Source organism: Pseudomonas sp. GW460-LB5 (assembly GCF_059423245.1).
On sequence record NZ_JBWKXT010000076.1, the window covers coordinates 1 to 26,713 of the forward strand.

Sequence of the window (26,713 nt, forward strand, 5' to 3'; positions counted from 1 at the left end):
TGGCGTCCCCTAGGGGACTCGAACCCCTGTTACCGCCGTGAAAGGGCGGTGTCCTAGGCCACTAGACGAAGGGGACACACAACACTTTTCAGTGCACCAGCACATGAACCTCACGGTTCAGACTGGATTTTCTTTTCCTGCCCCGCCGTTAAGCAGTGCCGGAGAAACTGGAGCGGGAAACGAGACTCGAACTCGCGACCCCGACCTTGGCAAGGTCGTGCTCTACCAACTGAGCTATTCCCGCATTGGCGTCCCCTAGGGGACTCGAACCCCTGTTACCGCCGTGAAAGGGCGGTGTCCTAGGCCACTAGACGAAGGGGACACGCTACAAGCATTACTGCTTGCTTTCACTTCTTGCCGCGTTTCGCTGTGTGCTTTACGCTGCAAGTGGCGCGCATTCTATGGATGGATCGGGAAGGCGTCAACCCCTTTGTAGAAATTTATTTAAATCAAAGACTTCCGGGTGGGTTGGGGTGTAAATGCGGGCCGGGTTGTCGATAGAGAGAGCAGTCATCCTGCACTGGCCTCTTCGCGGCTTTAGCCGCGAAAGGACCAGCACTGGCATACAGCCGCTGTTCGCCCCTTGGCAAACTCACTACACTCAAAGCTGTAATTCTTCTTCAATGAGGCATTAACGGTGACACCACTTCTGATCACCCTGCTCATCGTGGCGGGCATCGCTTTGCTGATCGTGATCGGCTACCTCAACAATGTGGTCGAAAACGGCAAACTCGAACGCGCCCGGACCAAGATCGAGCTGGCCGACCGCCTGCGCCGCTGTGGCGAAATCACCGAGACCTTCCCGGGCCAGTTCATGACCCCGGCCCTTAAACTGTTGCTCACCCGCCTGGAGCTGAACCTTACCCAGCGCCAGCTGGCGGTGGACAAGCATAATGCCGAACTCAAGGCACGCATTGCCGAGCTGGACGTGCTGATTGCCCTGGGCGAAAAGATCCCGGTGAACAACCCGCCCAACCCGATCCATACCGAGATCAAGGCCAAGGATGTGCGCTTCTTGCTGGAGGCCATGCACAACCAGGTGACTCGTGCGGCGCAGGAAGGCTTCCTGACCACGCCTGAAACCAAGCACTGGGTCAAGGAAATCCGCCACATCCTGGTCCTGCTGCATATCGAGTTCTTCAACAACCTCGGCCAGCAAGCCCTGCAGAAGAACCAGCCCGGCCAGGCACGCCTGGCATTCGAGCGCGGCGTGCAGTACCTGCGCAAGCAGCCGGAGCCGAAGGTGTATGAAGAGCAACTGACGTATCTGGAAAAGCTGCTGGCGCGGGCCAATGCCCAGGTGCTGGACCGCATGGCACCTGCGGAGGACGAGCACAACGAACTGACCGACGGGCTCAAGACCGATGCAGAAGAGACCTGGAAGAAGAAAGTGATCTACGACTGATTCGTTAGCCTGTGCTGGCCCTGTGAGAGCGGCCAGTACAGCGAACCTGTTGGTCAGCAGTCTGTCAGCTCCAGGAAGATCGCCGCCAAGCGTTCCAGCCCCACCTGGTCTGCCTCGCTGAACCGCCCAACCTTCGGGCTATCCAGGTCCAGCACACCAATCAACCGCCCCGCCTTAACCAACGGGATTACCAGCTCGCTGTTGGACGCGCTGTCACAGGCAATGTGGCCCGGAAACGCATGCACGTCCTCTACCCGCTGGGTCTGGCGCGTTGCCGCCGCTGCACCGCACACGCCCTTGCCGAACGGAATGCGCACGCACGCCACCTGGCCCTGGAACGGGCCCAGCACCAGCTGTTCGTTGCGGTTGAGGTAGAACCCCGCCCAGTTCAGGTCGTCCACCTGGTTGTACAGAAACGCCGAAAACTGTGCGGCATTGGCGATGAAGTCACGCTCGTCGGCAAACAGCGCCTGCACTTGCGCCGCCAGCAGGTGGTAGCCGTCGAGGCCGGCGCCACTGGCATTAAGGTCGATCATTTACTTTGCTCCAGCAATTGCAGCCCGACCCAATAGCGGGCGAACTGATAGGCACAACGGCCATTACGGTTACCGCGGCCGGTGGCCCAGCGCACGGCGAGGATGTCGAGTGCTTCAGAGCGCTGCCAGGCAAGCCCGGCAGGCCGTGCCAACTGGCCAATCCAGTGCTCGACAACATTCAGGAAGTGGTCCTGGGTAAACGGGTAGAACGACAGCCACAGGCCAAAGCGGTCAGACAGGGCAATCTTGTCCTCCACCGCTTCGCTGGGGTGCAGTTCGCCATCTACGCGCTTCCAGTTTTCGTTGTCGCTTTCTTTTTCGGGCACCAGGTGGCGACGGTTGGAGGTGGCGTACAGCAGCACGTTGTCCGGCGCCTGCTCCAGCGAGCCGTCGAGCACGCTTTTGAGTACCCGGTAGTCGCCCTCCCCGGCCTCGAACGACAAGTCGTCACAGAACAGGATGAAGCGTTGTGGCAGCTTCTGCAGCTGCTCGACCACCCGTGGCAGGTCGGCCAGGTGGTCGCGTTCAATTTCGATCAGGCGCAGGCCGGCGCTGGCATGCTCGGCCAGCAAGGCGCGCACCAGCGACGACTTGCCAGTACCGCGCGAGCCCCACAGCAGCGCGTGGTTGGCCGGCAGGCCGTTGATGAACTGGTGGGTGTTGCGGCCCAGCTGGTCGCGCTGCTGGTCGACGCCGATCAGGTCGGTCAGGCGGATGTCCAGGCTGACTTCCAATGGCAGCAGATAACCGCTACGGCCATCGCGCTGCCAGCGCGCGGCCAGGGTGGTGCCCCAGTCGATGTTCGGGCGCTGTGCCGGTAACAGGGGCTCAAGGCGCGCCAGTACCGATTCGGCGCGGTCCAGAAAAGCAATCAAGCGAGCGTCCATGACGACTCCTAACAATTCAGATTCGAGGCTGCTGTGCTGGCCTCTTCGCGGCTAAAGCCGCTCCCACAGGGACCGCACCAGGCCAGAGGACGGCGCAGTACCTGTGGGAGCGGCTTTAGCCGCGAAGAGGCCGGTACAGCCAGTTGAGCAATCAAGGCTGAATGTGTGACAGACCCACCAGTAGCCGGGGTTGATCGGCTATGCTTGCGCAGCGCAAGGAACGGGAAACCGGCTCGGGACTCATGGATATCAAGTTCACCAATCGCCTGTCATACAAGCAAGCCCGGTTGACAGTCCTGGTCGGCTTCATCCTGGGAACATTGCTCAGTCTCATCCAGATCGGCATCGATTATGCCAGCGAAGATGCGTCCATCAACCGTGAAGTGAATGCGTTGCTGCAAATCAGCCACAACCCGGCCTCGCGCATCGCCTACAACATCGACTCGGAGCTGGCGCTGGAGCTGACCCGCGGCTTGTTGCAGTCGCCGGCCATCATCCGTGCGCGGCTGATCGACAACAACGACACCGTGTTGGCCGACGTCGAGCGGCCCAGGCTGCAACATCGCTACCGGCCGCTGAGCGACTTCCTGTTCGGCGAGCAGCGCCAGTTCAAGGAACGCTTGTACCTGACCCACATGCCAGAGGAAAACCTGGGCACCCTGTACCTGGACGTCGACACCTTTGCCTTCGGCAGCCGCTTTCTCGAACGCGCCGGCATCACCCTGCTCAACGGTTTTGCCCGTAGCCTGGTGCTGACCGGCATTCTGCTGGCGCTGTTCTACATGATGCTGACCAAGCCACTGGTCACGGTGATCGGCGCGCTCAGCGGCAGCGACCCGCGCAAACCCCGGCAAACCCGCCTGGACTGCCCGCACGGCCACGAGCACGACGAAATTGGCGTGCTGGTGAAAGTCGCCAACCAGCAGTTCGTCAGCATGGCAACCGAGATCGAGCAGCGGCGCACCGCCGAAAACCGCCTTACCCAGTACCTGAACGAACTGGAAGACATCGTCTCGGCACGCACCAACGAGTTGAAGGCCAGCAACAACAGCCTGAGCCTGTCCAACCAGGAGCTGGAAGAAGCGCGCCGCCGCGCGCTGGACATGGCCCAGGCGCGTGCGGCGTTCCTGGCCAACATGAGCCACGAAATCCGCACCCCGCTAAACGGCATGCTCGGCATGATCGCCCTGGCCCTGGACAGCCCGCTACCCAGCGAGCAGCGCCAGCAACTGGCGATTGCCCACGACTCGGGCAAAGTACTGGTGGAGTTGCTGAACGATATCCTCGACCTGTCCAAGTTCGATGCCGGCCAGCTGGAGCTGGAACGCATTCCGTTCGACATGGGTTCGATGGTGGAGGACACCGCCAACCTGCTGTCTCAGAACACCGCACAGAGCGTGGAACTGACCTGCCTGATTGCCCGTGACTTCCCCAGCAGTGTGCTCGGCGACCCCACGCGGGTGCGGCAGATCGTCAGCAATCTGCTGTCCAACGCGCTGAAGTTCACCCGCTTCGGCCGCGTCGATGTGCGCCTGGTGACTATCGTCGGCGGTGTCCGGCTAGAGGTGCGTGATACCGGCATCGGCATCCCTGAAGACGCCCAGGCACGGATCTTCCAGCCGTTTACCCAGGCCGGCGCCGGCATCACCCGCCAGTACGGCGGCACCGGCCTGGGCCTGGCGCTGACGCGCAACCTGTGCAAGGCCATGCAAGGCCATTTGCACATTCGCTCCGAAGCGGGCTTTGGCAGCTGCTTCAGCGCCGAGCTGCCGCTGGTCGTGCACACTGAAGCCATCGCACCGTTGCCGCTGCATGGGCGTGTGGCCGCCCTGAGCGATGCAGGCAGCGGGCTCAACGAACTGTTACAGGGCCTGCTGCCCGCCTGGGGTTTGACCTACCAGCGGCATGACAGCAGCGCGACGCTAGCCGCCACCGCGATGGACCTGCTGATCACCGACGACGTAGAGCGCCTGTTCGAACTGCGCCAAACGCTGAAAACCCCCATCTTGCTGGTGACCGCCTACGGCAACTTCCTGTCCAGCGAGCAATCCGCCGCCCTCGCCCCACTCCATCAACTGGCCCGGCCACTGGCGCGCAACGCCCTGTACCAGACCCTGCGCCGCACCCTGCAAGGCTTCGACCCCGAGCACCCGCTGGCCAGCCCGGCCATCAGCCTGGAGGCAGGCCGCGCGCGCATCTTGCTGGTGGAAGACAACCCCGTGAACCAGTTAGTGGCCAAGGGCATGCTGGCCAAGCTCGGCTGCCAGGTGCAACTGGCCACGCAGGGCGCCGAGGCCCTGGAGCAGCTGGAACGGGATGACTTCGACCTGGTGCTGATGGACTGCAACATGCCAGTGATGGACGGTTACGAAGCCAGCCGACGCATCCGCCAGAGCGGCCGCTGGCCCAACCTGCCAATCGTCGCCCTCACCGCCAACGCCATGCCCGAGGAGCGCGAGCGCTGCCGGACCGCGGGCATGAACGACTACCTGGCCAAGCCATTTCGCCGCGAAGAGCTACTGGCGCTGATCGACCACTGGGTTCCGCTCAGCGGCTAAGCAGGCGCTCGATGTCTGTTGCCAAGGCCTGTGGTTTGGTAGTGGGTGCATAACGCGACACCTGGCCGCTGGCCGGGTCGACCAGGAACTTGGTGAAGTTCCACTTGATCTTCTGGCTGCCCAAAATGCCCGGTGCGCGCTGCTTGAGCTCGACGAACAACGGGTGGGCGCCTGGGCCGTTGACTTCGACCTTGCGAAACAGCGGGAAGCTCACGCCAAAGTTGCGTTCGCAGAACTGCGCAATGTCCCGCGCGTCGCCCGGCTCCTGCTTGCCGAACTGGTTGCAGGGAAAGCCCAGCACCACCAGGCCGCGCTCGCGGTAGGCCTGCCACAGTTGCTCCAGGCCCTTGTACTGCGGGGTAAAGCCGCACTGGCTGGCGGTATTGACCACCAGCAACGCCTTGCCCGGGAAGTCGCCGAGCTTCTTTTGCTCGCCGCCCAGGGTCACGCAGGGGATGTCCAGCATCGATCCAGCCATGTCAGGGCTCCGGTCAGTCGCGCGGGCGCAAGTCGATGCACACCGAGTTGATACAGTAGCGCAGGCCAGTCGGTGGCGGGCCATCGGGGAACACGTGGCCCAGGTGCGCGTCGCAGCGGGCACAGGTGACTTCGGTACGGATCATGCCGTGGGAGGTGTCACGGATCTCGATCATCGCACTGTCTTCGATCGGCGCGTAGAAGCTGGGCCAGCCGCAGCCGGAATCGAACTTGGTCTGCGCATCGAACAGTTTCGCGTTGCAGCAGATGCAATGGTAGATGCCGTCTCGGCGCTCGCTGTTGTACTTGCCGCTGAACGGCCGCTCAGTGCCTTTTAGGCGGCATACCTGGTACTGCTCGGGGTCGAGCATCGACCGCCATTGCTCCAGGGTTTTTTCGATCTTTTGCATATGGAAACCTCGGCAGGCTGAATTTCACCTCGCGCCGTCTTTTCCGGGGCGCGGGTGGCACGTATATTAGTTGGCTTCGTGTGCCAGGCGTTCAGTCTGGCACCCGCTTCCTGCCGTTACAAACCTTTCGGCGGGGCGTAGCGCGTTTTCTCATATCGGGATCCCATCATGCAGTTCAGCAAATCGAACAAGCTCGCCAATGTCTGCTATGACATTCGCGGCCCAGTGCTCAAGCACGCCAAGCGCCTGGAAGAGGAAGGCCACCGCATCCTCAAGCTGAACATCGGCAACCCAGCGCCGTTTGGCTTCGAGGCGCCCGATGAAATCCTCCAGGATGTGATCCGCAACCTGCCCACCGCGCAGGGCTACAGCGACTCCAAAGGCCTGTTCAGCGCACGCAAGGCCGTGATGCAGTACTGCCAGCAGAAGGAAATCGAAGGCGTCACCATTGAGGACATCTACCTCGGTAACGGCGTTTCCGAGCTGATTGTCATGTCGATGCAGGCGCTGCTGAACAACGGCGACGAAGTGCTGATCCCGGCCCCCGACTACCCGCTGTGGACGGCCGCCGTAAGCCTGGCCGGGGGCAAGCCGGTGCACTACCTGTGCGACGAGCAGGCCGACTGGTTCCCCGACCTTGAAGACATCAAGGCCAAGATCACCCCGAACACCAAGGCCCTGGTGATCATCAACCCGAACAACCCGACCGGGGCGGTGTACTCCAGGGAGCTGCTGCTGGGCATGCTGGAGCTGGCCCGCCAGCACAACCTGGTGGTGTTCTCCGACGAAATCTACGACAAGATTTTGTACGATGAAGCGGTACACATCAGCACCGCCTCGCTGGCACCAGACCTGCTGTGCCTGACTTTCAACGGCCTGTCCAAGTCTTACCGGGTGGCGGGCTTCCGTTCCGGCTGGCTGATCATCTCCGGGCCCAAGCACCACGCGCTCAGCTACATCGAAGGCATCGACATGCTGGCGAACATGCGCCTGTGCGCCAACGTGCCGGCCCAGCATGCCATCCAGACCGCACTGGGCGGCTACCAGAGCATCAACGACCTGGTGCTGCCGCCAGGCCGCCTGCTGGAGCAGCGCAACCGTACCTACGAGCTGCTAAACGATATCCCGGGTGTAAGCTGCGTGAAGCCGATGGGTGCGCTGTATGCCTTCCCGCGGATCGACCCGAAGGTGTGCCCGATCCTCAACGACGAGAAGTTCGCCCTGGACCTGCTGCTGTCGGAAAAGCTGCTGATCGTACAAGGTACGGCGTTCAACTGGCCGTGGCCGGACCACTTCCGCGTGGTGACCTTGCCGCGGGTGGATGACCTGGAAGCGGCGATTGGCCGGATCGGCAATTTCCTGCGGACGTATTCGCAATAAATGATGGCCTCTTCGCAGCACCAGGCTGCGCCTACAGGTGTACGCGTTCTCCTGTAGGTGCAGCCTGGTGCTGCGAATGGGCTGCAAAGCAGCCCCTCGCACTCTCACAGGGTGTTTCTTACATCCTGCAACGCTCTATCCCACAGCCCCCGCGTCATCCTCTGCCATACTCCGCCGTACACAGTTTGAAATAGTCGGCCGATTGAATCGGCGCGACAGGCCCCTTATATACCCCGCAGTAAGCGACAATTCATCCGTCAGGAGAACGTAACAACCATGATGCGCATTCTGTTGTTTGTGGCCACCAACCTTGCGGTGGTGCTGGTTGCAAGCATTACCCTGAGCCTGTTCGGTTTCAACGGGTTCATGGCCGCCAACGGGGTCGACCTGAACCTCAGCAGCCTGCTGGTGTTCTGCGCCGTGTTCGGCTTTGCCGGCTCCCTCGTCTCGCTGTTCATCTCCAAGTGGATGGCAAAGATGAGCACCGGCACCCAGATCATCAGCCAGCCGCGCACCCGCCACGAGCAGTGGCTGTTGCAAACGGTCGAAGAGCTGTCCCGTGAAGCGGGTATCAAAATGCCCGAGGTGGGTATCTTCCCGGCGTACGAGGCCAACGCCTTCGCCACCGGCTGGAACCGCAACGACGCATTGGTAGCCGTGTCCCAGGGCCTGCTGGAGCGTTTCTCGCCCGATGAAGTGCGGGCGGTGCTGGCCCACGAAATCGGCCACGTGGCCAATGGCGACATGGTCACCCTGGCGCTGGTACAGGGCGTGGTGAACACCTTCGTGATGTTCTTCGCACGCATCATCGGCAACTTCGTCGACAAGGTCATCTTCAAGAACGAAGAAGGCCAAGGCATTGCCTACTACGTGGCGACCATCGTTGCCGAGCTGATCCTGGGCATCCTGGCCAGCATGATCGTGATGTGGTTTTCGCGCCGCCGCGAGTACCGCGCCGACGAAGCCGGTGCGCAACTGGCTGGCACCTCGGCCATGATCGGCGCCCTGCAGCGCCTGCGCGTGGAACAAGGCCTGCCGGTGCACATGCCAGACACCATGAAGGCCTTTGGCATCAACGGTGGCCTCAAGCACGGCCTGGCCGGGCTGCTGATGAGCCACCCGCCCCTGGAAGACCGTATCGAGGCCCTGCGCCGTCGCGGTTGATCCATCGGGTAATACAGAAAGGGCGACTTTGGTCGCCCTTTTTCGTATTACCGGCCAAGCCGGTAAACCCGCTCCAACAGACTGGAAACCCCGGCCTGCACAAACTTGGGGCTCTCCTGAATCACCTCTACCGCCTCCAGCTCATGCAGCTGCCACCCTGCAAACCCCTGCCGCACCTCTGCGTCCCCGACTGAAAACGGCGGCCCGGGCAGCAGTGACTGATCATAATCCAGGGTCACCACCAAACCCCGGCAATTGGCCGGCAGCAAAGCCGTCAGCGCCTGCATGTACATCGCGCGCATTTGCGCCGGCAGCGCAATCAGCGCCGCCCGGTCATACAGCCCCACGCAGTCGCCGATATCCTGCGCACGCAACGCAAAGAAATCACCACACCACAGCTCCACGTCACCACTGCGCCAAACTTCGAAGTCCCCGCGCTGCTGCACCTCGGCTTCAAGCCCGTGCTCGCGGAAGAAATCCTCTACCGCGCGTCGCGACAGCTCCACACCCAACACTCGGTACCCCTGCCCGGCCAGCCAGATCAAATCCAGGCTTTTGCCGCACAGCGGCACCAGCACTCGGCTACCAGACTCAAGGCCGAGTGACGGCCAGTGCGCCTGCAGGTACGAATTGACCTCCCCCTGATGAAAGCCGATCTGGTTATCGACCCACCGCTTGTGCCAGAAAGCTGGCTCCATGGTTGCTCCTTGTTTATCGAGTAAACCGATAGAAAACGCGTAAAACTTGCGATGGATATCGATCAGTTTCTGACCGAAGATGAGTGCATCTTAACCTTCAGGACCTTGCCATGCTGCCCAGCCTGTTCATTTCCCATGGTTCGCCCATGCTCGCCCTGCACCCGGGTGCCAGCGGGCCGGCCTTGGCCGGGCTGGCCAACAGCCTGCCACGCCCCAAGGCAATCGTGGTGGTGTCAGCGCACTGGGAAAGCCGTGAATTGCTGGTAACCAGCAGTGCACAGCCAGAAACCTGGCACGACTTCTACGGCTTTCCACCGGCCTTGTATGCGGTGCAGTACCCGGCGCCGGGCGAGCCTTCCCTGGCAGGCCAGGTCAGCGAGTTGTTGAAAGCTTCGGGGCTGCCAGCCCGGCTGGACGCCCAGCGGCCGTTCGACCACGGCGCCTGGGTGCCGCTGTCGCTGATGTACCCGGACGCAAGCATTCCCGTGGTGCAGGTTTCCCTGCCCAGCCACATGGGGCCTGCGCTGCAGGTGAAGGTGGGCCAGGCGCTGGCGAACTTGCGTGCCGAGGGCATCTTGCTGGTGGGTTCGGGCAGCATCACCCATAACCTGGGGGAACTGGACTGGCATGCAGGGCCGGATGTGATCGAGCCATGGGCGCTGGCGTTCAGGGATTGGGTGGTGGAGCGGCTGCAGGAAGATGACCAAGCGGCATTGCTGGATTACCGGAAGCAGGCGCCACATGCTGTGCGTAACCATCCCAGTGATGAGCATTTGCTGCCGCTGTTCTTTGCCCTGGGGGCTGGGAGCAGGTTTGGCGTGGTGCATCAGGGGTTTACCCTAGGGGCGCTGGGGATGGATGTATATCGGTTCGACTGAAGGGCCTCTTCGCGGGCTTGCCCGCTCCCACAGGTCCTGCACAGGCATTGAAACCTGTGGAGGACCTGTGGGAGCGGGCAAGCCCGCGAAAGGGCCGGTACAGGCAAAAAAAATCCCCGACCTGGGCCGGGGATTTTTTTATAGCGCCAGGATCAATCCTCGCGGTAGCGACGCAGCTTCAGCTGCTTGCCAGCTACGCGGGTGTCCTTGAGCTTGGACAGCAGCTTCTCGAGGCCGTCTTCCGGCAGCTCGACCAGGCTGAAGCTGTCGCGAACCTGGATGCGACCGATGGCATCACGCGCCAGGCCACCCTCGTTGAGGATCGCGCCCAGCAGGTTCTTGGCAGCGATACCGTCGCGGGCACCCAGGGCGGTACGGCAACGTACACGGCCTTCGGCCAGCGGCAGCGGCGCACGGCGCTCGCGGTCACCGCGGTCAGGGCGCTCGCCACGCTCAGGACGCTCACCACGCTCACCACGCGGGGCACCAACGCCCGGCACCAGCGGCTGCTCACGCTCTACCGCAGCCAGGTCCAGCGCCTGGCCATTGGTGGCTTTGCGCAGCAAGGCCGAAGCCAGCGCACGTGCGCTGCAACCCAGGTCGGTGGTCAGGCGGTCGAACAGTTCACCGTGGGTGGCTTCTGCTTCGGCTACCAGCGGCGCCAGGCTCGAGGTCAGCTTCTTGATGCGGGCATCCAGCACGGCCTGGGCATTCGGCAGGCGGGCTTCGGCAACTTTCTGCCCGGTTACACGCTCGATCACCTGCAGCATGCGGCGCTCACGCGGGGTGACCAGCAGCAGCGCACGGCCTTCGCGACCGGCACGGCCAGTACGGCCGATACGGTGCACGTAGGACTCTGGGTCGTACGGCATGTCAACGTTGAACACGTGGGTGATGCGCGGTACGTCCAGACCACGGGCAGCGACGTCGGTGGCGACGACGATGTCCAGGCGGCCATCCTTGAGCGAGTCGATCACGCGCTCACGCTGGTTCTGGGCGATGTCGCCGTTCAGCGCGGCAGCCTTGTAGCCTTTGGCTTCCAGGGCGGCGGCCAGGTCCAGGGTGGCTTGCTTGGTACGCACGAAGGCGATCAGTGCGTCGAACTCTTCCACTTCCAGCAGACGCAGCACAGCCGGGATCTTCTGATCGGCATGGACCATCAGGTGGGCTTGCTCGATCGCGGTTACGGTCTGGGTCTTGGTCTGGATCTTGACGTGCTTGGGCTCGCGCAGGTGGCGCTCGGCGATCGAACGGATCGACGACGGCAGGGTTGCGGAGAACAGTACGGTCTGACGGGTAGCCGGGATTGCGTCGAAGATCACTTCGAGGTCATCCATGAAGCCCAGCTTCAGCATCTCGTCGGCTTCGTCCAGTACCAGGTACTGCACGGTGGACAAGACTTTTTCGTCACGACGCAGGTGGTCGCACAAGCGGCCCGGGGTGGCGACGACGATTTGCGCGCCGTTGCGGATTGCACGCAGCTGTGGGCCCATCGGGGCACCACCGTATACGGCAACCACGTTCACGCCCGGCATCTGCTTGGCGTAGGTTTCGAAAGCGGTAGCTACTTGCAGCGCCAACTCACGGGTTGGCGCCAGGATCAGGGCTTGCGGTTCGCGCTTGCTCACATCGATCTTGTTGAGGATCGGCAGGGCGAAGGCAGCGGTCTTGCCGGTGCCCGTCTGCGCCTGGCCGATCATGTCGTGACCGGCGAGGATGATCGGGATCGATTGTTGCTGAATGGCGGACGGCTCTTCGTAGCCGGTAGCCACAACAGCAGCAACAATGTTCGGATTAAGATCGAGAGCGGCGAAGCCGCCGGTTTCCTGGGTCATGGGTCTGCCTCTAGGTGCATCCGCAAAGACCCATGCTCCAAAGCTGCACATGCCTTGAAAGACCGTCAGGTCACCCAGGCAGCTTTGGCGGCGGGGATTTGCGAAAACGATTGAAAAAGAAAACTTGGGAAGGTCCGCCTAGCGGACGCGCAGCCGAAGCTGGACTCGGAGGATTTGCACCACCTGATTTTGAGGTCCGCTAAAAGACCGGCGCGTACTATACCTGAAATAGCGGCAACCGTGAGGAATATTTTCAGGGGGCAAGGCCATTATCGGGCCATCAACCAATCCGCGCTGAATCGATAATTCCCTGAAGCCTCACCCGATCTGTGTGGGAGCGGCCTTGCGTCGCGAAAGGGGTGCGAAGCGCCCCCAGGATTTAAGCCACGCCGCATAGATTGCCGGGGCCGCTCTGCGGCCCTATCGCGACACAAGGCCGCTCCCACAAATGGCCGCGTCAGGCGTTCAAGTTGCTGGCCGAATCTCTTTGATCAACCCATCCAGGCTATAACCCAGCTGCGGCGCCAGTGCCTCGGCCCGGGCACGCAACCCCTCCAGATCCAGCACCTGCTCAAGATCAGCCGGCACCAGCAAGATCACATTACCCTCCTTCACCGGCAGCTCCCAGTAATGCCGATGGTACAGCCCGCGCAGCAATGCCGCGCCCAGCGGCTTGCCGTCGTCGGTAGCCCACTGGTTGATTACCAGCCAGCCGCCCGGGTTCAGTTGCTGCTGGCAGTTTTCCAGGAATTTCCATGCCAGGTGCCCCACGCCCGGCCCATGGTCGGTGTACAGGTCGACAAACAACAGGTCGGCCTTCTCCGCCGTGGGCAGCAACTCGATGGCATCACCGATGCGCACGTACAACCGAGGGTCATCATCCAGGCCCAGGTGCTCCATGGCCAGGCGCGGTACGTCCGGGCGCAGCTCGATGGCCTCGATGTCTTCAAGTGGCAGGAACTTCATGCAGGCCTGGGTCAGCGTGCCGGCACCCAGGCCAAGAAACAGCGCGCTCTCCGGCTGTTCATGGCACAACGCCCCCACCAGCATGGCGCGGGTGTAGTCGTACTCCAGCCAGCTGGGGTCGGCCGTGAACACACAGCTCTGCTCGATGGCATCGCCGAATTCCAGAAAGCGGTAGTCGTCGACTTCATACACGCTGATGACGCCAAAAGCGTCCTCTACCCGTGCCAGTAGCCGCTCTTCCCGTTCCGCCGTCATGCTTACCACCCACCCGCGCAAAACGCGCATTGTCCGTCAACACCCTTGATGCAACAAGCGCAGCGCCAACTGTTACCATGGCCTATAGCCTACAACCTACAAGACCGAGCCCGAGATGAACCGACCGTGGAGCCCTGACAGCTGGCGCACCCTGCCGATCCAGCAGCAACCGACCTACCCCGATGCTGCGCACCTGCTGAAGGTTGAACAGACCCTCGCCAGCTACCCGCCGCTGGTGTTCGCGGGCGAGGCACGCGAGCTGCGCAGGCAGTTTGCCGAGGTTACCGAAGGCCGCGCCTTCCTGCTGCAAGGTGGCGACTGCGCCGAGAGCTTCGCCGAGTTCTCGGCGGCAAAAATCCGCGACACCTTCAAGGTGCTGCTGCAGATGGCCATTGTGATGACCTTTGCTGCCGGCTGCCCGGTGGTGAAGGTGGGGCGCATGGCCGGGCAGTTTGCCAAGCCGCGCTCCTCGGGCGATGAAACCATTGGCGACATCACCCTGCCCGCCTACCGCGGCGACATCGTCAACGGCATCGGTTTCGACGCCAAAAGCCGCATCCCCGACCCGGAGCGCCTGCTGCAGGCCTATCACCAGGCCACCGCCAGCCTCAACCTGCTGCGCGCCTTCGCCCAGGGCGGGTTTGCCGACCTGCACCAGGTGCACAAGTGGAACCTGGATTTCATCGCCAACTCGGCACTGGCCGACAAGTACCACCAACTGGCCAACCGCATCGACGAAACACTGGCATTCATGCGTGCCTGCGGTCTGGACAGCGCGCCGCAACTGCGGGAAACCAGCTTCTTCACTGCCCACGAAGCGCTGCTGTTGAACTATGAAGAAGCCTTCGTGCGCCAGGACAGCCTGACCGGCGACTACTACGACTGCTCGGCGCACATGCTGTGGATAGGCGACCGCACCCGCCAGCTCGACGGCGCCCACGTGGAGTTTTTGCGCGGCGTGCACAACCCGATCGGGGTCAAGGTCGGCCCGAGCATGAACCCCGAAGAGCTGATCCGCCTGATCGACACGCTGAACCCGGCCAACGACCCCGGGCGCCTGAACCTGATAGTGCGCATGGGCGCGAGCAAGGTTGGCGACCACCTGCCGGGGCTGATCCGCACCGTCGAGCGCGAGGGGCGCAAGGTGCTGTGGAGCTCCGACCCGATGCACGGCAATACCATCAAGGCCAGCAGCGGCTACAAGACGCGCGACTTTGCGCAGATCCTGGATGAGGTGAAGCAGTTCTTCCAGGTGCACCAGGCCGAGGGCAGCCATGCTGGCGGCATTCATATCGAGATGACCGGGCAGAATGTCACCGAATGCATCGGTGGCGCCCGGCCGATTACCGAGGATGCGTTGTCTGACCGGTATCACACCCATTGTGATCCGCGGATGAATGCCGATCAGTCGCTGGAGCTGGCGTTTTTGATTGCCGAGACGTTGAAGCAAGTCCGGCGGTGAGGCTGGGGCGCATGCCTTGAGAAGCCAGGCGCCCGGCCCACACTCACTTCCTCAGCGGATCATCCCAGAAATGCCGCTCGGCCTCTTGCTGGATATCCGCCCGGCTCAACCCCAAGTCGTGCAAGGTTGCGTCACTGAGGCTGGCCAGCTCCTGGCGCTGGCGGTACAGCTGCAGCCAGCGCGCCGGACGCTGCAGGGCCGCATGCCACAGGTGGTTCAGGGAAAAGGCAGGTTGCTGGATGCTGCTGACATGACCTTTCATCGTGAAGCCCTCCGTGTTGGATGGCCTCAGTCTCGCGCCGGGCTTAAGATCAATCCAACGAATGTTTCTGATGCCATGCATCTCGGAGATTGATGCAATGTCCCAGTACCAGAACCTCGATGCGGACGTATTGCGCACCTTCGTCGCCATCGCCGAGCAAGGCGGCTTTACCCGCGCCGGCGAAGTGGTCAACCGCACCCAATCGGCGGTGAGCATGCAGATGAAACGCCTGGAAGAAGACATCCTGCAGCGCCAGCTGTTCGAGCGCGACGGCCGCCAGGTTCGCCTCACCGCCGAGGGCCAGGTGCTGCTGGGCTATGCCCGGCGCATCCTCAAGCTGCATGGCGAGGTGTTCAATACCCTGCGCATGCCGCACATGGTCGGGCTGGTGCGGATTGGCACGCCTGACGACTACGCCATGCGCTTTTTGCCGACCATCTTGTCGAGCTTTGCCCAGGCCTACCCGCTGGTGCAGGTGGAAGTGCATTGCGACTCTTCCAAGCAATTGATGCTGCGCCAGGACCTGGACCTGACCATTGTCACCCGCGAACCAGGTAACGAGGTGGGCCAATTGCTGCGCCAGGAACGCTTGGTGTGGGCCGCCGCCGAAGGCTTTTGCCCACAGGAACAGCGGCCGATGCCCGTGGCACTGTTCAATACCGACTGCTTCTGCCGGGCCTGGACCTGCAATGCACTGCAAGCACAAGGTATCGACTACCGCATTGCCTATACCAGCCCCAGCCTGGCGGCGATCTTTGCCATCGTCACGGCAGGGTTGGCGGTGACGGCGCAACTGCAAAGCCTGATTGGTGGCAATATCCGCATACTGGGTGAACAGGACGGGCTGCCGCAGTTGCCCTTAGCCAATGTGATGCTGGTGCGCAGTGCGCAGAACCCCTCGCCGATTACCGACTGTATGGCCGACTACATCGTTGAGGGTTTCAAATAATTGGGGCTTGTGGGAGCGGGCTTGTCCCGCGAATGGGCCGCAACGCGGCCCCACAATCTCACAGTTCAAACCCCAGCATCACCGCACACACCACCAAAAACACACAGAACATCGCCCGCAGTACCTTCTCCGGCAACGCATGAGCCAGCTTCACCCCCCAGCTGATGCTGAGCAAACCACCCACCGCCAACGGAATCCCCACCGCCCAGTCGACACTGTGGTGCACCCCATAGGTCACCAACGTCACCAAAGTACTCGGCGCGGCCAGCGCCAGCGACAGCCCCTGCGCCACCACCTGGGTGGTGCCGAACACACTGGTCAGGATCGGCGTGGCCACCACCGCCCCGCCCACGCCGAACAAGCCGCCCATGGTGCCGGCAAAACTGCCCAGCACGCCCAGCCAGGGCCAGGCATAACGCAGTTCGGCACTGGGCGGCGATGCCTTCATGAACATGCGCGCCACGTTCCACACCGCCAGGGCGACCAGAAAGCCGACAAAGCCCAGGCGCATGGATTGCGCATCCAGCCCCACTGCCCAGATCGACCCCAGCCAGGCAAACAAAAAGCTGCACGCCGACAGCGGCAAGGCATGGCGCAGCTCGATGCGGTTGCGCTGGTGATAGCGCCATAACGCCAGCAGCACGTTCGGCACCACCATCACCAGCGCCGTACCCTGCGCCAACTGCTGGTCCAGACCAAACAGCACGCCCAGCGCGGGGATTGCGATCAGCCCCCCACCAATACCGAACAAGCCCCCCATGGTGCCCAAGGCAGCGCCCAGCACGATATACAACAACCACTCGATCATCAGGGCCTCGTTTGCCTGTACAGACAATGCGAGCATGCTAACGACTGTGTGCTGGCGGGGAAACGCACAGCAGCGCACAATGGCTATGCGTTTTTCGCAAAAGCAAGGCAGCCATGAGCCCCGATACCCTGACCGACCAATTGAGCCTGTTCCTCGATGTGTTGGAGGCTGGCAGTTTTTCCGCCGCCGCCCGCCGTCACCCGCTGACCCCGTCCGCTGTGGCCCGGCGCATCGACAACCTGGAAAGCGCCGTCGGCAGCCGCCTGTTCACCCGCAGCACCCATGCCGTGCGCGCCACACCCGCAGGCAATGCCTTTGCCGAACGGGCCAGGCGCATCATCGAGGAGCTGCGCCTGGCCCGGGCTGAAGCGGTATCGCTGAGCAACGCCCCCGAAGGCCTGATCCGCATCGACGCCCCCGCCGCGTTCGGCCGCCGCCATCTGGCCCCCGCCATCGCCGACTTCCTGGTGGCCTACCCCGGCCTGGATGTGCAACTGCGGTTGATCGACAGCTTCGTCGACCTGCAGGGCAGCCACCTGGGCGAGGTCGACCTGGTACTGCGTGCCGGCCCCTTGGCCGACACCCGGTTGGTCGCCACGCCGCTGGCTTACATGGTGCGCGTCGCCTGCGCCAGCCCCGCCTACCTGGCCAGCCGCGGCATGCCCACCTGCCCCAGCGAACTGCCTGGGCATGACGGCCTGGACTGGGACGGCCTGGCCCCGCCGTTCGCCTGGCGCTTCAACGTGGCCGGGCAAACGCGCCTGTACCGTCCTGCGCGCATGCGCATGGCCGCCAACAATGCCGAAACCTTGCTGTTCGGTGCGCTCGCCGGCTTAGGTGTTGCCCACCTGCCTACCTGGCTGATCAGCGAATACCTGCTGCGTGGCGAACTGGTTCCGCTGTTTTGCGACGGCGGCCTGCCAGCAGCCGAGACCAGCGGCATTTACGCACTACGGCTGGAACATGAAACGAACTCTCGCAGCCGTTTGCTGCTCGAATTCCTCAAGAGCCGCTTCAGCCCGATTCCACCCTGGGACCTGGCCTTGCGCAGTGAACTGCGTGAGTAATGCGCGCACTAAAAATAAGCGTGCCAGAATTCCCCATTGATCAATTTCAAGGACCTGCATGAACGCCGACACCCAAGCCTCTTGCGACGAGCTGCTGCTGGACAACCAGGTCTGCTTCGCCCTGCACTCCACCTCGTTGCTGATGACCAAGGTCTACAAACCGCTGCTGCAAGCCTTGGGCCTGACCTACCCACAGTACCTGGCCATGCTGGTGCTGTGGGAGCGCGACGACCTGACAGTGGGCGAAATCAGCCAGCACCTGCTGACCGACCCGGGCTCCCTGACGCCACTGCTCAAGCGCCTGGAAAGTGAAGGCCTGCTGCAGCGTAACCGCAGCAGGGAGGACGAACGGGTAGTAATGGTGCAGCTGACTGAAAAGGGCCGCGCCCTGCAACAGCAGGCCAAAGAAGTGCCGCAGTGCATCCTCAAAGCCAGCGGGCGCAGCCTGGAGCAGTTGCAGCAACTGCAGGCCGACCTGCTGAACCTGCGCGAGAACCTGCAGAAAAACCTCTGACAGCTATGCTGTGCACTGGCCGTTCGGATGGACGGCAATGATTTATCTTGCGCGCAAACTAATTGCGCGCTAATTTAAATCCCACACCAATCCGCGCCCTCCTTGACCGGGAGCGCACAGCACATTAGCGAGGCTCAAGATGCAAAAGGTCACTCCGCTGTACATCGCAGAAGCTACCTCCACCGGTGGGCGCGACGGAAAATCGAAATCCAGCGACGGCAAGCTGGCAGTCAGCCTGAGCACGCCCAAGGAACTGGGCGGCGCAGGCGGTGACGGCACCAACCCCGAGCAGCTTTTCGCTGCCGGATACTCAGCCTGCTTCATCGGCGCCCTGAAGTTCGTGGCCGGGCAAGAGAAGAAGGCCCTGCCGGCAGATGCCTCTATCACCGCCAAGGTGGGCATTGGCCAGATCCCGGGCGGTTTCGGCCTGGACATCGACCTGCACATCAACCTGCCAGGCCTGCCCCAGGCCGATGCCGAAGGCTTGGTGGAAAAGGCTCACAAAGTTTGTCCGTATTCCAACGCTACCCGCGGGAACGTGGATGTGCGCCTGCATGTGACGGTTTAAGTCGCAGGCACAAAAAACCCGGCCGAGGCCGGGTTTTTTGTGCACATTGCAAGAAGAATTACTTCTTGGCACGGCCTTTGTACGAACCGCCTTCGCGGGTATCGATTTCGATCAGGTCGTCGATTTCGATGAAGTCAGCAACGCTGAGTTCAGTACCGTTTGCCAGCTTGGCAGGCTTCATGACTTTGCCCGAAGTGTCGCCACGAGCCGAACCTTCGGTGTAGGCAACCTTACGCACGATGGTGGTCGGCAGCTCTACCGATACCAGACGGTCTTCGAAGAACACAGCTTCGCAGATGTCTTCCATGCCTTCTTCGATGAACGGCAGAACGGCCTCGATGTCTTCGGCGTTCAGCTCGTACATGGTGTAGTCGGTGGTGTCCATGAAGGTGTATGTGTCACCGCTGATGAACGACAGGGTCGCTTCTTTGCGATCCAGGATCACGTCGTCCAGCTTGTCGTCCGCACCGTATACGGTTTCGGTCTTGTAGCCGGTCAGCAGGTTCTTCAGCTTGGTCTTCATGATCGCGCTGTTACGGCCCGACTTGGTGAACTCAGCTTTTTGAACCAGCCACGGGTCGTTGTCGATCCGCAGGACGGTACCGGGTTTCAGTTCTTTACCAGTTTTCATTACGAAGTATCCGAATCTGGATGGATTTATAAAAATCGAGGCCGCGTATCATAGCGAATTTCGGTAAAAGTGTACTAGCGCTGTGGCAAGGTCCGGCTGAGCGGCCTGTCGCACCGCCCAAAGCCGGGCATGCCGTTGCAGTTCCGGCCAGTGCTGGCGGGCTGCCTGCCACGCCTGGCCCATGTCGCAGTCCATGTTCCAGGCACGCCACAGGCCCAGCAGGGCGGCATCGGCTTCATCTGACAGGCCGCGTCGATAATGCGCCAGAAACGCTTCGAGCTTTTCCCAGTGGGCGTTCTCGTCCTGCACATAGATGTGCCACAGCATCGGCTGCCCGGCCCACTGCGCCCGCACGAACGAGTCTTCACCACGCACCGCGTTGAAATCGCAACTCCACAGCAGCCGGTCGAAGTCGTCCTGGCTGACGAACGGCAGCACCTGCACGGTCAGCGCGCCCCGCTTGCGCACGCTGCCCACCTGCAGCGGCACCTCGCCAAGCCACTGGCTCAGCCCCGCCACGATACGCCCTTGCGGTACCAGCAGGTGGCACGGTTGCGCGCCTGTGGCCAAGGCATTCAGCCAGCTGGCCAACTGCGGGTTTTCGTAGGCAAACAGCGATATCAGCAATGCCCCCTGCTCGGGCGCTACCCCAAGCTCCTGCAGAAACGCCTGGCGTGCCCCGGCCGACTGCTGGAAGGCATCACGCCGCGCCAGCAGCGAGCCCTCGCGTAGCAGGCCGCCGGTTTTTTCGGTAAAGCCGGGGAAGAAAAACACCTTGCGCAGGCCGTTGGGCTGCGGCGAAGGCAAGCCATGGCAGCCCTCCACCCAGTCCTCGGCACTGAGGTATTCAAGGTTCAGCCACAGCGGCGGCGTGGCGCAGGCACGCATTGCCTCTACATAGGCCGCCGGCAACTGGCACGCGAAGGCGCCGATCACCCCATCGGCCGGTGCCACCGGCAGCCAGGCCGCAGGCCACTGACGCACATCCACACCGTGCTGCCACTGCTGTGCTGCGCTGGCATCAGCCCCTGGGCACATGGGCGTGAACGCGTTCAGGTCATCTACCCACAGGCGCACCGCCAGGCCATGCTCAGCCACCAGTTGCCGGGCCAGGCGCCAGGTCACGCCTATGTCGCCGTAGTTGTCGACGACGCTGCAGAAAATGTCCCAGGTGGCTTTCACCCGCCCCTCCCGTTCTGGTGCAAAAAACGCGAATTCTGCGGATAAATTGTCGCCGACAAAAGCACCCGCACGGAAAAATGCTCAAGTGCATGCGACAATGTACCCCGACCTACCCTGCCAGGAGGCTGCCATGGCCCGCCACCGTGAACTCAAGATCACCCTCAAGCCGCTGCCGTTGATTGTGTGCGTTGCCTTTGGCCTGTGGCTGGGCGCCGTGGCCATTGCCGCGAGCCTGTGGCTGGCGCTGCAACTGTGGCCACAGCAGGTGCAGCCGCTGGCCCAGGCCGTGGCCCCCGGTGTGTACCGGCCTGCCGCCCCCCCGGCGCCAGCCCCGGCACAAGACGCCCAGGCCGAGATGTTCGAGCACTACAAGGGCATTCTGCGCAAACAGGAACTGCAACAGGCCGCCGAGGCCGCGCAGGGCAACCCGCGCAACCTCAACAGCCCCAAATGCCAGTTCTGGATGCAGCAGAACCGCACCGCCCCCACCGACAAAAGCCAGGCCAACGTGCTGGAGTTCTGTTACTGACCATGGACAAGACCCGCCTGCTGGCGCAGATCGTCGCCACCCTCGAGCATGACCTTGACGTGCTGACCCGCGCGGCGCAAAGCGCCTACGAAACTGCCACCGCCGAAGAGAACATTGCCGAGAACAAGTACGACACCCTGGGCCTGGAAGCTTCGTACCTGGCCACCGGCCAGGCCCGCCGCAGCGCCGAGATCCGCCAGGCGCTGCTGACGTACCAGCAATTGCTGCTGCGCGACCATGACCCGGCGCGCGGGGTGCAGATCAGCAACCTGGTGACCCTGGAAGATGACGCTGGCGGACAGCGCCGGTTGTTCCTCGGGCCTGAGGCGGCGGGGTTGAAGATTGGTGAGGGGGATGAGCGGGTGACCGTGATCACCCCGCGCTCACCGCTGGGGCAGCAATTGATGGGCAAGCGGGTGGATGATGAGGTGAGCCTGGGAGCGCAGGCATTGTTCATTACGGGTATTGCCTGATCGGGCCCTATCGCCGGCAAGCCAGCTCCCACAGGATTACCACAGGCCTGAATACTGCAGGCTCCCTGTGGGAGCTGGCTTGCCGGCGATAAGTTTCGGTCAGGCAAAACACACCTAAAGGGTTTGCAAGGCATCGAACCGCCCCGCCAACCCCTGTTCGGCAAACTGCTCCACCACAAAATCGATGAACGCCCGGGTCTTGCCCGGCATCAGCTTGTGCTCGGCGAAATACAGGCTGATATGCCCGTCATCCACGTACCAGTCAGGCAACACCCGCCGCAGCCGCCCTGCCTGCAGGTATGGCACGGCAAATGGCAGGCTCACCAGGGCAATCCCCAGCCCCTGCTCGGCCACCGCGCACGCCGCGTCCGAATCGCTCATGGTCATCGCCTGGCGCAGTTGCATCGGCTGCTGCGCCTGCCAGCGGCTGGTCAAAGGCCACGAGCGCACCCGCCCGGTCTGCGGTGAGCGGATCAGGATGCCGTCGTGCCGCTGCAGCACCTGCGGGTCGTCAATCGGTGCGTGCCGCTGCAGGTAGGCCGGTGCTGCCACTAACACCCGGTGGGCCGGGGTCAGCTTGCGCGCCACCACCCCCGGCGGCAGATCGAAACCACCGCCAATCGCTGCATCGAAGCCCTGGCCGATCAGGTCGACCTGGCGGTTGTCGAAATGCCAATCCGGGGTAATCGCCGGATAACGCCGTAAAAACTCACCCAGCAAGGGCAACACATACAAGCGCCCGAACACAGTGCCCATGCTCACCCGCAACAACCCGGCCGGCTGGCCTTCGGCGCTGGCCAGGTTGGCCACGGCATACTGGATGGTACGAAAGCTGTCGCTGACTTCGCCCAGAAAACGCTGCCCCGCCTCAGTCAGGGTCAGCTTGCGGGTACTACGCTGGAACAACCGCACGCCCAGGCGCGCCTCCAGCTGAGCCACGTGCTTGCCCACGGCGGCGGGGGTAATGCTCAGGCGCCTGGCAGCTTCGGCAAAGCTGCCGACCTCAGCACTGCGGATGAAGCACTCCAACGCGTTGAACGATTCCACGGCCATCATTGCCAACCCAAGGTTTACTCTGCTGATAGTGATTGCCATCTTATCAGCAGGTAATCAAGCGCCGATACTTTGCCCATCCAAGGCATTTCGGCCTGGCTTCCAGCAGGAGATCAGCATGTCCAAGCAACTTTCACTCGAAGGCAAAGTGGCCCTGGTTCAGGGCGGTTCCCGCGGCATAGGCGCAGCCATCGTGCGCCGCCTGGCACGCGAAGGTGCGCACGTGGCCTTCACCTATGTCAGCTCCGCCGGCCCGGCAGAAGACCTGGCCCGCGAGATTACCGAAAACGGCGGCAAAGCCCTGGCCCTGCGGGCCGACAGCGCCGACGCAGCCGCCGTGCAACTGGCAGTGGATGACGCCGTGAAGGCCTTTGGCAGGCTGGATATCTTGGTCAACAACGCCGGTGTGCTGGCGGTAGCACCGGTGACCGAGTTCGACCTGGCCGACTTTGACCGCATGCTGGCGGTGAACGTACGCAGCGTGTTTGTCGCCAGCCAGGCCGCAGCCCGTTACATGGGCCAGGGCGGGCGCATCATCAATATTGGCAGCACGAACGCCGAGCGCATGCCATTTGCCGGCGGTGCGCCTTATGCCATGAGCAAGTCGGCGCTGGTTGGCCTGACCCGTGGCATGGCGCGTGATCTGGGGCCACAGGGCATTACCGTGAACAACGTGCAGCCGGGGCCGGTGGACACCGACATGAACCCCGCCAGTGGCGAGTTTGCCGAGAGCCTGATCCCGTTGATGGCGATTGGACGGTATGGCGAGCCGGAAGAAATTGCCAGCTTTGTGGCTTACCTTGCTGGGCCAGAGGCGGGGTATATCACCGGGGCAAGCCTCACGATTGATGGTGGGTTTGCCGCTTGAATTGATGGGTTGCCTATTTCGGCCCATTGCCGGCAAGCCAGCGCCCACAGGATCACCACAGGCCTTGAACCCGTGGGGTTCCCGTGGGCGCTGGCTTGCCGGCGATGGGGCCAGAACAGGCTCAATCATTGTCCCCCCAGATGCTGTTCCATCACCTCCAGAAACGCCCGGGCAGCAGGCGTCGGGCTGGAGGACCACACGGCATACAGGTGCCGCACCGGCGCATCTACCAACCGCGCCAGTGCCACACCTTCGAAACCCTGGGCCACCCGTTCCGGCACCAGGCCCACCGCCATGCCCCGCTGCACGAACTTTTCCACCAGGCGCACATGGCCGATCTCGAATTGCACCCGATGCTGCAGCCCCGCTGCCTGAAACGCCTCATCTGTCTGGCGCCGCGCCCCGGTGCCTTCGGGGAAATCCACCAGCACTTCATCCGCCAGATCGGCCAACGCCAGCTGCCCGCAGCCGGCCAGCCGATGATCAACCGGCAACAACGCCACCAGTTCCTCCCTGGCCAGCAACCGATGCTGCACGCCCTGCACCACCTCGCCCTGCCACAGGCCAATGAAACCAACGTCCAGGCGCCGCTCGACCACATCGGCTATCAGCCATTCGCTCTTGGCCGTGATCCAGCGCACATCCACATCCGGGAATCGTTCGTGGAACACGGCCAGCAAGTCGACCAGGTCCAGCGCCGTGAGCGAGCTGATTTCCCCTATCGCCAGCCGCCCGCGCACCTGCCCGCATGCCGCCGCCACGTCATCGGCAATGCGCCGGGCCGCGTCCACCGCCGGCCGCGCGCTGAGCACAAAGGCCTCACCGGCAGGCGTCAGGCGCACCCGCCGCGAACTGCGCTCAAACAGGCTTACACCCAGCTGCGCTTCCAGCCGCGCCACCTGGTGACTGAGCGCCGACTGCACCACATGGCAGCGCTCAGCGGCACGGGTAAAACTGCCAGTGTCGGCCACGGCGAGGGCGTATTCGAGCTGCTTGAGGTTCATCGATCTATCTGCTTTCAAGATGGATAAGTTGAAAACTATACATTGGCGTCATGCCTGACACTTCTTGATAATTCCCCCACTTCCTACTGCCCGCCAAGAGAACCGCATGAACGCCCCCACTCTCAGCCGCGCCATGATCCTGCTGATGGCCACCGCCACCGGCCTGGCCGTGGCCAGCAACTACTACGCCCAACCGCTGCTGCACAGCATCGCCCAGCAGTTTGGCCTGAGCACTGCCAGCGCCGGCAGTATCGTCATTGCCGCACAGCTCAGCTATGGCGCCGGCCTGTTGCTACTGGCGCCGCTGGGTGACCTCTTCGAGCAGCGCCGGCTGATCACCGTGATGACCGCCATTGCCACGTTAGGGCTGGTCATCAGTGCATGTGCGCCGAGCCTGCCCTGGCTGATCCTCGGCACGGCGCTGACCGGGCTGTTCTCGGTGGTGGCGCAGATTCTGGTGCCCATGGCCGCGACCCTCAGCGAGCCGCATCAGCGTGGGCGCGCAGTCGGTACGCTGATGAGCGGCCTGCTGCTGGGCATCCTGCTGGCACGTACTGCTGCCGGTTTTATGGCCGAACTGGGCGGCTGGCGCAGCATCTACGTGTTGGCCGCTGTGCTGATGGCGGTCACCGCGGTGGCGCTGTACCGCAGCCTGCCGCAGCATCACAGCCATGCCGGGCTGAAGTACCCGGCACTGATCGGCTCGGTGTTCCGCCTGTTCATTGAAGAACCGGTCCTGCGCCTGCGCTCGCTGCTCGGCCTGCTGGCGTTCAGCCTGTTCGCCCTGTTCTGGACGCCCCTGGCCTTTTTGCTGACCAAGGGCCCCTACCACTACTCCGATGCAGTGATCGGCCTGTTCGGCCTGGCCGGTGCAGCCGGTGCGCTGTCGGCGAACTGGGCCGGGCGCCTGGCCGACCGCGGCAAAGGCGCGCTGGGTACCACCGTGGGCCTGGTGGTGTTGCTGCTGTCGTGGGTGCCGCTGGGCTTTGCCCAGCAGTCATTGCTGGCCCTGCTGCTGGGCGTGCTGATGCTCGACCTGGCGGTACAACTGGTGCACGTGAGCAATCAGAACGCAGTGATTGCCCTACGCCCCGAGGCACGTACGCGGCTGAACGCCGGGTATATCACCTGCTATTTCATTGGCGGGGCGCTGGGGTCATTGCTGGGCACGCAGTTGTTCCAGTACCAGGGCTGGATGGGCATTGTGGCGGCGGGCCTGGTGATTGGCGGGCTGGCGTTGCTGGTGTGGGGCCTGGCCGAGCGTAAGCGCAAGACCACCTTGCAGGTGGCCTGAAAGATACCCGCGAAGAGGCCATTAGCCACGGCGACAATGCACCGCACGACCCTCCGTCGCATGGTCGTTGACTTGCCAGGCCAGGCAGCGCCCATTAGGCGCTGGTCAATGCCCTTTCCTGACAGGACGACTTTATGACAAGACTCACGGTGCAATCCGGCGATTTCTTGCAAGGTGAAGGCGAGTATCGCAACGGATCGCTCACACTCAAGACCCCGCGCAGCCCGTCACCGGGTGAGCGGATTTCCCTGGCCCGCATCAGCGACCTCCGGCTGGCCAGCCTGGAAACCAGCCGCAGCCTGGGCAGCGCCCTGGGCTGGGGTGTGGCGGGGGCCCTGGTGGCCGGGCCGGTGGGCTTGCTTGCCGGGCTGTGGCTAGGCGGCAAGGAGCAAGAAGCTACCTTCCTGGCCACCTTCAAGGATGGTCGCAAGCTCATGGCGATTACCGACGGCAAAACCTGGTCGAAGATCGATGACAGTTGGCGGCAGCACAATCACCCTGCCAACCAGGGCTGAATATCGCGGGGCCTGGATCGTTTTATGCTGAAGGCGGCTGTTAAGATGCCGCCTTTTTCATGGCCTGTGCCGGCCTCTTCGCGGG

The 26,713-nt window shown here is 62.8% G+C and carries 28 protein-coding genes and 3 tRNA genes; 15 read left to right on the forward strand and 16 right to left on the reverse strand.

The window, feature by feature from the left end:
• The 3 genes from AC07XM_RS28100 to AC07XM_RS28110 all read right to left on the reverse strand — a co-directional run bounded on the left by AC07XM_RS28100 (window position 1) and on the right by AC07XM_RS28110 (window position 322).
• Window positions 1-76, reverse strand: a tRNA-Glu gene (locus AC07XM_RS28100).
• A 92-nt stretch (window positions 77-168) separates the two neighbouring features.
• Window positions 169-244: transfer RNA gene (locus AC07XM_RS28105), tRNA-Gly, on the reverse strand.
• A gap of 2 nt (window positions 245-246) precedes the next feature.
• A tRNA-Glu gene (locus AC07XM_RS28110) sits at window positions 247-322 on the reverse strand.
• A 315-nt stretch (window positions 323-637) separates the two neighbouring features.
• On the opposite strand from AC07XM_RS28110, the gene AC07XM_RS28115 reads away from it, so the two are divergent.
• Window positions 638-1,405 (forward strand): hypothetical protein, encoded by a 768-nt coding sequence (locus AC07XM_RS28115; protein WP_102690044.1) that lies wholly within the window; start codon window positions 638-640, stop codon window positions 1,403-1,405.
• A 53-nt stretch (window positions 1,406-1,458) separates the two neighbouring features.
• Here AC07XM_RS28115 and AC07XM_RS28120 read toward each other — a convergent pair whose 3' ends face one another.
• Complete coding sequence (locus AC07XM_RS28120) at window positions 1,459-1,941, reverse strand: GAF domain-containing protein (RefSeq protein ID WP_102690045.1); 483 nt, start codon at window positions 1,939-1,941, stop codon at window positions 1,459-1,461.
• Window positions 1,938-2,828: an ATP-binding protein gene (locus AC07XM_RS28125; protein WP_016485456.1), complete on the reverse strand. Its 891-nt coding sequence runs from the start codon at window positions 2,826-2,828 to the stop codon at window positions 1,938-1,940. Before AC07XM_RS28125 ends, AC07XM_RS28120 begins: the two co-directional genes overlap by 4 nt.
• A 200-nt stretch (window positions 2,829-3,028) precedes the next feature.
• On the opposite strand from AC07XM_RS28125, the gene AC07XM_RS28130 reads away from it, so the two are divergent.
• Window positions 3,029-5,386, forward strand: a complete 2,358-nt coding sequence (locus tag AC07XM_RS28130) for a hybrid sensor histidine kinase/response regulator (RefSeq protein ID WP_016485455.1) — start codon at window positions 3,029-3,031, stop codon at window positions 5,384-5,386.
• Here the strand turns inward: AC07XM_RS28130 and AC07XM_RS28135 are convergent.
• The gene (locus AC07XM_RS28135) at window positions 5,376-5,864 is read right to left on the reverse strand and encodes a glutathione peroxidase (RefSeq protein ID WP_016485454.1); all 489 of its coding nucleotides are present in this window, start codon (window positions 5,862-5,864) and stop codon (window positions 5,376-5,378) included. The genes AC07XM_RS28130 and AC07XM_RS28135 overlap by 11 nt on opposite strands.
• Before the next feature lie 13 nt (window positions 5,865-5,877).
• Window positions 5,878-6,273: a peptide-methionine (R)-S-oxide reductase MsrB gene (msrB, locus tag AC07XM_RS28140; RefSeq protein WP_016485453.1), complete on the reverse strand. Its 396-nt coding sequence runs from the start codon at window positions 6,271-6,273 to the stop codon at window positions 5,878-5,880.
• Window positions 6,274-6,441: 168 nt separating this feature from the next.
• On the opposite strand from msrB, the gene AC07XM_RS28145 reads away from it, so the two are divergent.
• Entirely contained in the window at window positions 6,442-7,653 is a 1,212-nt protein-coding gene (locus AC07XM_RS28145) for a pyridoxal phosphate-dependent aminotransferase (RefSeq protein ID WP_016485452.1), read from the forward strand.
• A 276-nt stretch (window positions 7,654-7,929) separates the two neighbouring features.
• The gene (htpX, locus tag AC07XM_RS28150; RefSeq protein ID WP_012271122.1) at window positions 7,930-8,817 is read left to right on the forward strand and encodes a protease HtpX; all 888 of its coding nucleotides are present in this window, start codon (window positions 7,930-7,932) and stop codon (window positions 8,815-8,817) included.
• Between the two features lie 47 nt (window positions 8,818-8,864).
• Here htpX and AC07XM_RS28155 read toward each other — a convergent pair whose 3' ends face one another.
• Window positions 8,865-9,515, reverse strand: coding sequence for a thiopurine S-methyltransferase (locus AC07XM_RS28155; protein ID WP_102690046.1), 651 nt, complete (start codon window positions 9,513-9,515; stop codon window positions 8,865-8,867).
• A 110-nt stretch (window positions 9,516-9,625) separates the two neighbouring features.
• On the opposite strand from AC07XM_RS28155, the gene AC07XM_RS28160 reads away from it, so the two are divergent.
• Entirely contained in the window at window positions 9,626-10,393 is a 768-nt protein-coding gene (locus AC07XM_RS28160; protein ID WP_102690047.1) for a DODA-type extradiol aromatic ring-opening family dioxygenase, read from the forward strand.
• Between the two features lie 152 nt (window positions 10,394-10,545).
• Here the strand turns inward: AC07XM_RS28160 and AC07XM_RS28165 are convergent, their stop codons facing one another.
• Window positions 10,546-12,228: a DEAD/DEAH box helicase gene (locus tag AC07XM_RS28165; protein WP_016485448.1), complete on the reverse strand. Its 1,683-nt coding sequence runs from the start codon at window positions 12,226-12,228 to the stop codon at window positions 10,546-10,548.
• A 465-nt stretch (window positions 12,229-12,693) separates the two neighbouring features.
• On the reverse strand, window positions 12,694-13,449 hold the full coding sequence (locus AC07XM_RS28170; RefSeq protein ID WP_016485447.1) for a spermidine synthase: 756 nt from the start codon (window positions 13,447-13,449) through the stop codon (window positions 12,694-12,696).
• A gap of 115 nt (window positions 13,450-13,564) precedes the next feature.
• Between AC07XM_RS28170 and AC07XM_RS28175 the strand changes: the two genes are divergently transcribed.
• Window positions 13,565-14,911 (forward strand): class II 3-deoxy-7-phosphoheptulonate synthase, encoded by a 1,347-nt coding sequence (locus tag AC07XM_RS28175; protein ID WP_096425744.1) that lies wholly within the window; start codon window positions 13,565-13,567, stop codon window positions 14,909-14,911.
• Window positions 14,912-14,954: 43 nt separating this feature from the next.
• Here AC07XM_RS28175 and AC07XM_RS28180 read toward each other — a convergent pair whose 3' ends face one another.
• Window positions 14,955-15,173: a DUF1127 domain-containing protein gene (locus tag AC07XM_RS28180; RefSeq protein ID WP_013971536.1), complete on the reverse strand. Its 219-nt coding sequence runs from the start codon at window positions 15,171-15,173 to the stop codon at window positions 14,955-14,957.
• A gap of 97 nt (window positions 15,174-15,270) precedes the next feature.
• On the opposite strand from AC07XM_RS28180, the gene AC07XM_RS28185 reads away from it, so the two are divergent.
• Entirely contained in the window at window positions 15,271-16,122 is an 852-nt protein-coding gene (locus tag AC07XM_RS28185) for a LysR substrate-binding domain-containing protein (RefSeq protein WP_102690048.1), read from the forward strand.
• A gap of 58 nt (window positions 16,123-16,180) precedes the next feature.
• On the opposite strand, the gene AC07XM_RS28190 is transcribed toward AC07XM_RS28185, so the two are convergent.
• Window positions 16,181-16,930, reverse strand: a complete 750-nt coding sequence (locus AC07XM_RS28190; protein WP_024717729.1) for a sulfite exporter TauE/SafE family protein — start codon at window positions 16,928-16,930, stop codon at window positions 16,181-16,183.
• A 113-nt stretch (window positions 16,931-17,043) separates the two neighbouring features.
• Here AC07XM_RS28190 and AC07XM_RS28195 point away from each other — a divergent pair, with 113 nt between their 5' ends.
• From AC07XM_RS28195 to AC07XM_RS28205, 3 genes are all read left to right on the forward strand, one after another.
• Window positions 17,044-17,997: a LysR family transcriptional regulator gene (locus AC07XM_RS28195; protein WP_016485443.1), complete on the forward strand. Its 954-nt coding sequence runs from the start codon at window positions 17,044-17,046 to the stop codon at window positions 17,995-17,997.
• Window positions 17,998-18,055: 58 nt separating this feature from the next.
• A complete protein-coding gene (locus tag AC07XM_RS28200; protein WP_016485442.1) occupies window positions 18,056-18,511 on the forward strand; it encodes a MarR family winged helix-turn-helix transcriptional regulator in 456 nt (151 codons plus the stop codon).
• Between the two features lie 139 nt (window positions 18,512-18,650).
• Window positions 18,651-19,079 carry an organic hydroperoxide resistance protein gene (locus AC07XM_RS28205; protein WP_016485441.1) on the forward strand — a complete coding sequence of 143 codons (429 nt, stop codon included), beginning with the start codon at window positions 18,651-18,653 and terminating at the stop codon, window positions 19,077-19,079.
• A gap of 58 nt (window positions 19,080-19,137) precedes the next feature.
• Here the strand turns inward: AC07XM_RS28205 and AC07XM_RS28210 are convergent, their stop codons facing one another.
• Window positions 19,138-19,710 carry an elongation factor P gene (locus AC07XM_RS28210; protein WP_016485440.1) on the reverse strand — a complete coding sequence of 191 codons (573 nt, stop codon included), beginning with the start codon at window positions 19,708-19,710 and terminating at the stop codon, window positions 19,138-19,140.
• Between the two features lie 48 nt (window positions 19,711-19,758).
• Window positions 19,759-20,892, reverse strand: a complete 1,134-nt coding sequence (earP, locus tag AC07XM_RS28215) for an elongation factor P maturation arginine rhamnosyltransferase EarP (protein ID WP_095117196.1) — start codon at window positions 20,890-20,892, stop codon at window positions 19,759-19,761.
• A 130-nt stretch (window positions 20,893-21,022) separates the two neighbouring features.
• Here earP and AC07XM_RS28220 point away from each other — a divergent pair, with 130 nt between their 5' ends.
• Together AC07XM_RS28220 and AC07XM_RS28225 are read left to right on the forward strand one after the other, a co-directional pair.
• On the forward strand, window positions 21,023-21,421 hold the full coding sequence (locus AC07XM_RS28220) for a hypothetical protein (protein ID WP_016485438.1): 399 nt from the start codon (window positions 21,023-21,025) through the stop codon (window positions 21,419-21,421).
• A gap of 2 nt (window positions 21,422-21,423) precedes the next feature.
• Entirely contained in the window at window positions 21,424-21,894 is a 471-nt protein-coding gene (locus tag AC07XM_RS28225) for a GreA/GreB family elongation factor (protein WP_016485437.1), read from the forward strand.
• A 114-nt stretch (window positions 21,895-22,008) separates the two neighbouring features.
• Here the strand turns inward: AC07XM_RS28225 and AC07XM_RS28230 are convergent, their stop codons facing one another.
• Window positions 22,009-22,947 (reverse strand): LysR family transcriptional regulator, encoded by a 939-nt coding sequence (locus AC07XM_RS28230; RefSeq protein WP_024717730.1) that lies wholly within the window; start codon window positions 22,945-22,947, stop codon window positions 22,009-22,011.
• 118 nt (window positions 22,948-23,065) lie between these two features.
• Here AC07XM_RS28230 and AC07XM_RS28235 point away from each other — a divergent pair, with 118 nt between their 5' ends.
• Window positions 23,066-23,815, forward strand: a complete 750-nt coding sequence (locus AC07XM_RS28235; protein ID WP_060518446.1) for a 3-oxoacyl-ACP reductase family protein — start codon at window positions 23,066-23,068, stop codon at window positions 23,813-23,815.
• Between the two features lie 125 nt (window positions 23,816-23,940).
• On the opposite strand, the gene AC07XM_RS28240 is transcribed toward AC07XM_RS28235, so the two are convergent.
• Entirely contained in the window at window positions 23,941-24,819 is an 879-nt protein-coding gene (locus AC07XM_RS28240; protein ID WP_095117194.1) for a LysR family transcriptional regulator, read from the reverse strand.
• Between the two features lie 106 nt (window positions 24,820-24,925).
• Here AC07XM_RS28240 and AC07XM_RS28245 point away from each other — a divergent pair, with 106 nt between their 5' ends.
• On the forward strand, window positions 24,926-26,113 hold the full coding sequence (locus tag AC07XM_RS28245; protein ID WP_095117192.1) for an MFS transporter: 1,188 nt from the start codon (window positions 24,926-24,928) through the stop codon (window positions 26,111-26,113).
• Window positions 26,114-26,247: 134 nt separating this feature from the next.
• Complete coding sequence (locus AC07XM_RS28250; protein ID WP_060518452.1) at window positions 26,248-26,628, forward strand: hypothetical protein; 381 nt, start codon at window positions 26,248-26,250, stop codon at window positions 26,626-26,628.
• Window positions 26,629-26,713 lie beyond the last annotated feature (85 nt).